Source organism: Winogradskyella sp. (assembly GCF_045105575.1).
GTDB lineage: Bacteria > Bacteroidota > Bacteroidia > Flavobacteriales > Flavobacteriaceae > Winogradskyella.
Map to the genome: position 1 here is coordinate 101,065 of NZ_JBGCDQ010000002.1, position 8,491 is coordinate 109,555.

Genomic DNA, 8,491 nt, shown 5'->3' on the forward strand with positions numbered 1-8,491 from the left:
AGGTTTTAACGCTTCGAGTTTATTTATAGGTTTACAGCAACTTATAAATCAACTCTTATGAAAAATTTCGTATTTATTTTATGTCTCGTATGTGCGTCTTGGCAGATACAATCTCAAGAAAAAACAATTTCAGGAACAGTCACTTCGGCTGACGATGGCTTGCCACTTCCTGGAGCAAGTGTCGTTATAAAAGGGACTTCCGACGGAGTTCAAACCGACTTTGATGGCAAGTATACGCTTAAAGTTAATTTAGGTGATGTTCTAATAGTGTCTTACGTAGGTATGGTAACTGAGAAAATTACGGTTGGCAAAAGTCTTACTTATGATGTAGCCTTGAAAGGCGATCATAGTCGCTTAGATGAAATTGTGGTAATGGCTTATGGGAAAACAACCAGACAATCAATATCTACTTCGGTATCAGCAGTTTCGGCGCAAAACTACCAACCAAGCAAATCACAACTTAGAAACCAAGCTAAAAAGCGAATGCACAATAAAATTGCTCAGCAACTCTCAGGTAAAGCTGCAGGTTTAACGATTAAAGGAACTCATTCGTCTGATGATTCTAACGTGTTGTATATCGTGGATGGTATTCCGATTCAAAAAGGATATAATATTTTGATAAAAGAAATTAAATCAGATGCAATAGAACATATCAATGTTTATAAATCTACTGAAGCCGTTGATAAATTTGGAGATTCCGCAAAAGATGGTTGTATTGTAATTACAACAAAACAAGGAAATTATCGCATTCAGAATGACGAAGACTATGCCAATATCACCGAGAATAATTTTGAACGCACCCAATTATCTCCCTTATCTACCTTTTCAATTGATGTAGATAAAGCAGGTTATAGTAACGTAAGACGTTTAATTAATAATGGAGAAACGATTCCTACAGATGCCGTTAAGCTTGAGGAAATGGTGAATTACTTCAATTATAACTATCCTCAACCCACAGACGAACATCCTTTTTCTATAAATACAGAAGTGGTAAAAACACCTTGGCATAACGACACACAATTGGTGAGGATAGGACTTCAAGGCAAAACGTATGAAAATGACCTGCTTCCAGCCTCTAACTTAACATTTTTAATCGATGTTTCGGGTTCAATGAGTGCTCAAAATAAATTGCCATTATTAAAAAGTGCATTCAAACTTTTGGTCAATCAATTAAGAGAAAAAGATAAAGTGTCTATTGTGGTGTATGCAGGTGCTGCAGGTGTGGTATTGGAGCCGACTTCTGGCGACCAAAAAGAAAAGATATTGGCGGCTTTAGACCAGTTAAATTCAGGTGGATCCACAGCTGGAGGTGCAGGTATTGAATTAGCTTACAAATTAGCAGAAAAGCATTTTAAGAAAAAAGGCAACAATCGTGTCATTCTAGCTACTGATGGTGATTTTAATGTTGGTGCTTCAGGTGATAAGGACATGAAGGCATTAATTGAAGAAAAACGTAAAACTGGAGTGTTTTTATCTGTTTTAGGCTTTGGATATGGTAATTATAAAGATTCAAAATTAGAAATTTTAGCTGATAAAGGCAACGGAAATCACGCGTATATTGACAACATGCAAGAAGCACAAAAAGTCTTCGGAAAAGAATTTGGTGGCACGCTTTTTACCATCGCTAAGGATGTAAAAATTCAAGTAGAATTTAATCCTAAAAAAGTACAAGCTTACAGACTTATTGGTTATGAAAATAGATTGTTGGCCGACGAAGATTTTATAGATGACACTAAAGATGCTGGCGAATTAGGAAGCGGTCATACGGTTACGGCTTTGTATGAAATCATTCCAGTAGGAATTCAAAGTGACTACCTTAAAACTGTACCAGAATTGAAATATACTAAACCTGAATCAGTTTCAGATTATAATGAAGAACTATTCACAGTAAAATTCAGATATAAAAGACCAAATGAAGCCAAAAGTATCGAAATGGTTCATGTGCAAGATCATAACATTACTGAAGCGTCTAGTGATATGAATTTTGCTTCAGCCGTGGCCTTATTCGGTATGCAACTGCGCAATTCAAAATACTGCAATAAAGCAACAACGGCAGAGGTGATTGCCTTAGCTGAAAATGGCAGAGGAGAAGACAATGAGGGTTACAGAGCTGAGTTTATCCGATTGGTAAAATCTTATGACAATTTGAAATAGAATCTTCTTAAAGTAAAAATTTCTCTAATACCTTTAGAAACGCTTTGGCGAATTCTAAAGGTATTTGTTTGTATTCAAAAATCAAAAACAAGAAAAAAATTATAATAAAAGTTTGCAGGTTCATTAACTCATTCAAACCAATACTTCACTCATTATGAGTTTTATAAACTGTATATCATGCTTAAATTTAGGAAACTAAAAATTTTTAACCATGAAGAAAACAGCCACTCTAGCAATTGCATTACTCATGTTTTTAACTAGTATTGCACAAGAAAAAGCCATTGAAACAGAATCTGTAACTTTAGATAACCTCATTACTTTTATCGTTGAGCATTACAGCGTTGAAGCAGATTCTACTAAAACTAAACACCTCACATTTCTTATTGAAACCTATGATGATGACTTTAATACGGAAGATGGTGTTATTTTGAAACAAGCCTTTAAACTATTGTCTAAACGTGTTACTGAAAACGATGTCATTACTATGGTAACTTATAATTATCTTAATGGCATTGCACTTAATAAAGCTAAAGCGACAGAGGTGAAAAAGTTATTGTATGCTATAGAGCATCCAAAAATGAGTATGACTAAACTTGAAGACGATGGCATTTCAGTTGCTTATAAATATGCTGAAGAACATTATATAGAAGGTGCTGAAAACGCAGTAGTAATGATCCGACTTCCAAATAGAAAAGTAGACGTTTCTAGAGCCACTGTAAATACTGCTAAAAACACCAATTCAAATAAAGGAAATGCGGTTGTTTTGTCCGCTATTGCCTTATTACCAGAATTAATTGCGATTATAAAAGATTAATAAGCATAAAAAAACCCAATGCGCTGGCATTGGGTTTTTTAACACTAAAACTTGCAAGAATTAATTTCCAGCAGATAAATTTTTCATTTCTTCTTCAACCATTTCGTAGAATTGATCAATTTTAGGTAATACAACAATACGTGTACGTCTGTTTTTTGCTTTATTCTCAGCAGTGTCATTTTCTACTAAAGGCACGTAAGAACTACGACCAGCAGCAATTAATTGTTGTGGATTAACTTCTAAGCTTTCTAAAACTCTCACTACAGAAGTGGCGCGTTTTACACTTAAATCCCAGTTGTCTAATAATGGTGGCTTGCTGTAAGATACATTGTCTGTGTGCGATTCTACCATAGCTTCAAAATTAGGCTTGCTGTTAATCACTTTTGCAACTTTCGCTAAAACTTCGTTAGCTCTATCTGTTACAATATAACTACCACTTTTAAATAACAATTTATCAGCAATAGAAATAAAGACGACTCCTTTTTCTACATTCACTTCGATGTCAGGATCACTAATACCAACGGCTTTCTTAAGGCTACTGACTATGGCAAGGGTGACACTATCTTTTTTAGTCAGTGCATCTTGTAGTCTTGTAATTTTTAAATCACGTTCTTTTAAACTTTCTAAAGATTTTTCAAGATTTTCTGAACCTTGTTTTGTCAATGTGGTTAAATCTCCTTTTGTATCGATTAAATCTTGGTTAGATTTACGCAAATCTGCTAGTTGTTCTCTCATAGTTTCCACACGCGCCATTGCAGCAGCTTTGTCAGAGAGGCAGCTATTTAATTTAACGGTTGCAGTATTTAATAAATCTTGACTTTCTTGATATTTTTCTTGAAGTGCTAAATGTTCTTTTTTCGCGACGCATGACGATAATACTAGCATCGCACCAACACCTAATAACATTAATTTTTTCATAATTGAATTCTAGTTTTAATTTTTAATAACAACATATCAAAATTATAGAAAAGAAAGGCGCGTAGTACATGGATTAACAAAAACTTTAACAATTTTACAAACAATTAAAATCGCGTGCGGTTTTTTATAAAATAAGACCAAACAATGGAGCTAGTTTCGTAATAACGAGCCCGTTTTGGAAGTTGCTTTCGCTGTTTTAGAATTCGAGGTAAATTAATGTAGAACGCAACGTGTGCCTTAAGAATGGCAGCAAAAAACAAGGGTTTAAATTGAAACAAAAAACGAAGGGCTGCAATGCCGTCTAAAACCATTCGGACCCAGATTTTAAATACCACATTCTTGTCCGCGTTTTTTAATAAAGAAAACAAGCTATTTCTAAAATTGAGATAGGTTTTCTTTGGGTTGGTATGGCTTAACGTTGCACCACCAACATGATAAACCACAGAAGTTCCCACGTATTTTGAAGTATAGTCGCTATTAAAAGCGCGCCAGCACAAATCAATTTCTTCCATATGCGCAAAATAGCTCTCATCAAAACCGTTTAAGGTTTTAAAAACCCTCGTTTTTATAAAGAAACAGGCACCAGAAGCCCAGAAAATAGATGTAGTAGCGTTGTATTGTCCTTTATCTTTTTCGATGGTATCAAAAATACGTCCACGACAATAAGGATAACCAAATTTATCAATAAATCCACCAGCTGCGCCAGCATATTCAAAATGCGATTTTTTTTTGTAATCTAAAATTTTTGGCTGAATGATGGCTGTAGCTTCGCTAGCATTGAATTCAGAAATAACAGGTTGAAGCCAATTTTCCGTGACTTCAATATCGCTATTCAACAAGCAGAGTAGTGGTGCTTCAATTTGTTTTAGGGCGTCGTTATAGCCTTTGGCATAGCCACCATTTTCAAGATTCTGAATGATTTTTACCGTTGGAAAATGTGTCGTCACAAAAGCAACTGAGTCGTCCGTTGAGGCATTATCAGCAACATAAATTAAGGCATCTTCAGAATAGTGTATCACTGAAGGTAGAAATTTTTCGAGCAAGGCCTTTCCATTCCAGTTTAAAATAACAACAGCAAGATCTTTAGTTTGAAGCATTTATTTCGTTTTATAATCTGGAATATCTTTTAAAAACGCGTAACGTTCGGCTTTAAAATCCATTTCACAATAATAATGATTTAAACCATTAGTTACCATTAAATACGTGGCATTTAAGACCAAGTTGTAACGTGCAATCTGATCGAAAGTCGTTTGATCGATATTAATTTTATGCGATTTGCACTCAACAATTAGATAAATGCTGCCATCTGGATTAAAAATGACAATGTCATAACGTTTTTTTAAACCATTAATGATGAGTTCTTTTTCAACATTAATTAACGATTTAGGATAGTTTTTGTCATTAATTAAATAATGTACACAGTGTTGTCTTACCCATTCTTCGGGTTGAAGAATGATGAATTTTTTCCGAATGACATCAAAAATAGAAACTTTATTTTCTGTACTTTTGAAACGGTATTCAAACTTTGGAAAGTTGAGTTCTTGCACTAGCGTTAACACAGTAATTTGATCAAAGTTAAACAGAATACTATAAATCACAATCTTTAAATCCCAAAATTCGAAATTGAGCTTTTAGCTTAATGTAAACGTATTTGAGTTTGGAATTTATTTTTTGGAATTCTAAAAGTTTTGGACGACGTAAAACAATTAGTTACAGCTATTAAAAAAGGCGATCTTAAACCTATCTATTTCTTAATGGGTGAGGAGGCTTACTATATCGATAAGATTTCAGATTTTATTGAAGATACTGTTTTGGACGAAGCTGAAAAAGGATTTAACCAAATGGTATTGTACGGTCGAGATGTCACTATAGATGACATTGTGAGCAATGCAAAGCGCTATCCGATGATGGCTGAACGCCAAGTTGTGATTGTAAAAGAAGCTCAGGATTTGAGCAGAACAATTGAGAAATTGAAGCAATATGCCGAAAACCCTCAACCCTCTACGGTTTTAGTTTTAAATTATAAATACAAGAAATTAGATAAGCGAAAGCCTTTATATAAGGCTATCAATAAAAATGGAGGTCTAGTTTTTGAAAGTAAAAAACTTTATGAAAATCAAGTACCCGATTGGATTAGACGTGTCTTAAAAGGACAAGGTTATGATATTTCACCAAAAGCAGCTCAGATGCTAGTTGAATTTTTAGGTACAGATTTAAATAAAGTGAATAATGAGCTCAATAAGCTCAAAATTGTTTTACCAAAAGGAACACAGATTACACCGGAGCACATAGAAGAAAATATAGGTATAAGCAAAGACTACAATAATTTTGAATTACGAAAAGCAGTAGGTGAGAGAAATGTTGTGAAGGCTCACAAAATCGCAAAGTATTTTAGTGATAATCCAAAGGATAATCCGATGGTGGTGACAGTAGCATTACTCTTTAATTTTTTCTCACAATTATTGCATCTTCATGGTATGAACGATAAGAATCCACGAAGTGTTGCAACGGCTTTAAGGGTAAATCCTTATTTTGTAAATGAATATCTCACGGCAGCTCGTAATTACCCAATGCGAAAAGTGAGTGCAGTGATTGCAATATTAAGAGAATTTGATGTGAAAAGTAAAGGTGTTGGAGCTAATGCACTACCTCAAGGCGACTTGCTTAGGGAGTTGCTAGTTAGGGTTTTAGGGTAGAGACTATTGTTCTTCGAGAATAGATGTGCCTTCGGACTGATCACCAGAAGTCCATTTCCATGTTTCATGAAGTCTTATGGTTCCATTTGGAAGAATTTCAGGTTTAGACGTGCATATCCCAGTCATTAATTCATTATTTTGGTTTACTTGATGGTAGTGCATATCAATAGTACCATCTTCAGAGACAAGACCTATAAGATGTCCTTTTTTAATAGTACTTCCTGCATAGTCCGAGGTTAAAATGGGTCCATGTTGTTTGTACTGAAAAATAGTATCACTAGAAGTTTCACTATTATGAGATGTTTTTATAGGCTTAAAAATCTTTCCGTCATAGTTCATTTATTAGTGTTTTTTTCTTGAGAATTCTATTATGTTTTGTAGCATATTTCAGGTTCTCAATTCACTCTTTTGTGAAGAGAGACACTTGTGTAATATGGATTGAAATAGAAATATGAGCTTCTAAAGAAAAAAATTAATTCAATAAAAACGCCTTCATTTCATTATAAGATCCAATGGAAATTGCGACTTTTTCTTTATCCATAACCGCTTCAATTTGAGGTGGTAACTCTATATTTTCCTTAATAACATCCTCAACAACATCCAGGAATTTAGTAGGATGTGCAGTTTCTAAAAAGATGACGTGAGCCTTGTTACGTTCCAAATATGTCTTTGCACCTAAATACCCAACAGCACCATGAGGATCTGCTATATAATTATAGTCGTAATAAAGCTCTAAAAGTGCCTTTCTTGTTTCATCGTCTGTATAACTAAAAGCCGATAAGTTGGCTTTTAAATCATCAAAGTTATTATCATGTAATTCTTGTATTCGTATAAAATTACTTGGATTACCAACGTCCATGGCGTTACTTATCGTTTGCACAGAAGATTTAGGTATATAGGACTGAGTCGTCATAAAATTAACTACCGTATCATTGGCATTATTAGATGCAATAAAATGCTTTACTGGTAAACCTAATTTTTGTGCCACCATGCCCGCACAGATATTGCCAAAATTACCACTTGGTATAGAAAATGCAATGTCTTTATGTTTGGCTTTTAATTGCTTATATGCAAACATAAAGTAAAAGAGTTGCGGTAACCAACGTGCAATATTTATAGAGTTGGCAGAGGTTAATTGCATTTTACTTGTTAGTTCCTCGTCCATAAAAGCACGCTTTACCATATCTTGGCAATCATCAAATACACCGTCTACTTCTAAGGCTGTAATGTTTTGCCCTAAAGTTGTAAGTTGTTTTTCTTGTATATCACTTACTTTGCCACTAGGATACAATATAACGACATTAACACCTTTTACGCCTAAAAATCCATTGGCCACAGCACCACCCGTATCTCCAGAAGTAGCTACTAAAACCGTAACTTCGTTGGTGTTAGATGTGTTGAAATAGCCTAAGCATCTGGCCATAAAACGTGCGCCAACATCTTTAAATGCCATTGTTGGGCCATGAAATAATTCAAGCGTAGAAATGTTCTCATTGATTTCTACAACAGGAAAATCAAAATTCAAAGTTTCTTCAACTATAGTCTTTAAAACGGCTTCTGGAATCTCAGGTACTATAAATTGTTTAATTGCTTCAAAGGCAATTTCTACATTCGATTTATCTTCTATCGTTTCAAAAAAGGAAGCGTCTAAAGGTGTGATTGTTTCAGGGAAATATAACCCTTTGTCAGGTGCTAATCCTCTAACAACAGCATCTGCAAAGGTCGTGTTTGGTGCTTTTCTATTTAGTGAGTAGTAATTCATAGTTGTTTAATTAGTTCAGTTTTTTGAATCGACTGATAATGTCAGTCTGAGCCTAGTCGAAGACCTTTTGAAATTAACTGATCTGCACGTCGGCTGAGCTCAGTGTAACAGCATTATTAGTTTATGGGCTTTATACCTTTAACATTT

Annotated in this window: 8 protein-coding genes; 3 read left to right on the forward strand and 5 right to left on the reverse strand. The window is 34.4% G+C overall.

Annotation, left to right across the window (positions count from 1 at the left end):
• Window positions 1–57: 57 nt before the first annotated feature.
• On the forward strand, window positions 58–2,154 hold the full coding sequence (locus tag AB8B52_RS00470) for a von Willebrand factor type A domain-containing protein (RefSeq protein ID WP_406024140.1): 2,097 nt from the start codon (window positions 58–60) through the stop codon (window positions 2,152–2,154).
• Window positions 2,155–2,365: 211 nt separating this feature from the next.
• Complete coding sequence (locus AB8B52_RS00475; RefSeq protein WP_406024141.1) at window positions 2,366–2,968, forward strand: hypothetical protein; 603 nt, start codon at window positions 2,366–2,368, stop codon at window positions 2,966–2,968.
• Between the two features lie 60 nt (window positions 2,969–3,028).
• Here the strand turns inward: AB8B52_RS00475 and AB8B52_RS00480 are convergent, their stop codons facing one another.
• The 3 genes from AB8B52_RS00480 to AB8B52_RS00490 form a co-directional block, all read right to left on the reverse strand.
• The gene (locus AB8B52_RS00480) at window positions 3,029–3,886 is read right to left on the reverse strand and encodes a flagellar motor protein MotB (protein WP_406024143.1); all 858 of its coding nucleotides are present in this window, start codon (window positions 3,884–3,886) and stop codon (window positions 3,029–3,031) included.
• A 104-nt stretch (window positions 3,887–3,990) separates the two neighbouring features.
• Window positions 3,991–4,983 carry a glycosyltransferase family 2 protein gene (locus AB8B52_RS00485; protein ID WP_406024145.1) on the reverse strand — a complete coding sequence of 331 codons (993 nt, stop codon included), beginning with the start codon at window positions 4,981–4,983 and terminating at the stop codon, window positions 3,991–3,993.
• Window positions 4,984–5,433: a type I restriction enzyme HsdR N-terminal domain-containing protein gene (locus AB8B52_RS00490; protein ID WP_406024155.1), complete on the reverse strand. Its 450-nt coding sequence runs from the start codon at window positions 5,431–5,433 to the stop codon at window positions 4,984–4,986. It abuts the gene before it with no gap.
• A 141-nt stretch (window positions 5,434–5,574) separates the two neighbouring features.
• Between AB8B52_RS00490 and holA the strand changes: the two genes are divergently transcribed.
• Window positions 5,575–6,582: a DNA polymerase III subunit delta gene (holA, locus tag AB8B52_RS00495; RefSeq protein WP_406024147.1), complete on the forward strand. Its 1,008-nt coding sequence runs from the start codon at window positions 5,575–5,577 to the stop codon at window positions 6,580–6,582.
• A gap of 3 nt (window positions 6,583–6,585) precedes the next feature.
• On the opposite strand, the gene AB8B52_RS00500 is transcribed toward holA, so the two are convergent.
• Window positions 6,586–6,921: a n-acetylglutamate synthase gene (locus tag AB8B52_RS00500; protein ID WP_406024149.1), complete on the reverse strand. Its 336-nt coding sequence runs from the start codon at window positions 6,919–6,921 to the stop codon at window positions 6,586–6,588.
• Window positions 6,922–7,054: 133 nt separating this feature from the next.
• Entirely contained in the window at window positions 7,055–8,344 is a 1,290-nt protein-coding gene (gene thrC / locus AB8B52_RS00505) for a threonine synthase (RefSeq protein ID WP_406024151.1), read from the reverse strand.
• Between the last annotated feature and the right edge of the window lie 147 nt (window positions 8,345–8,491).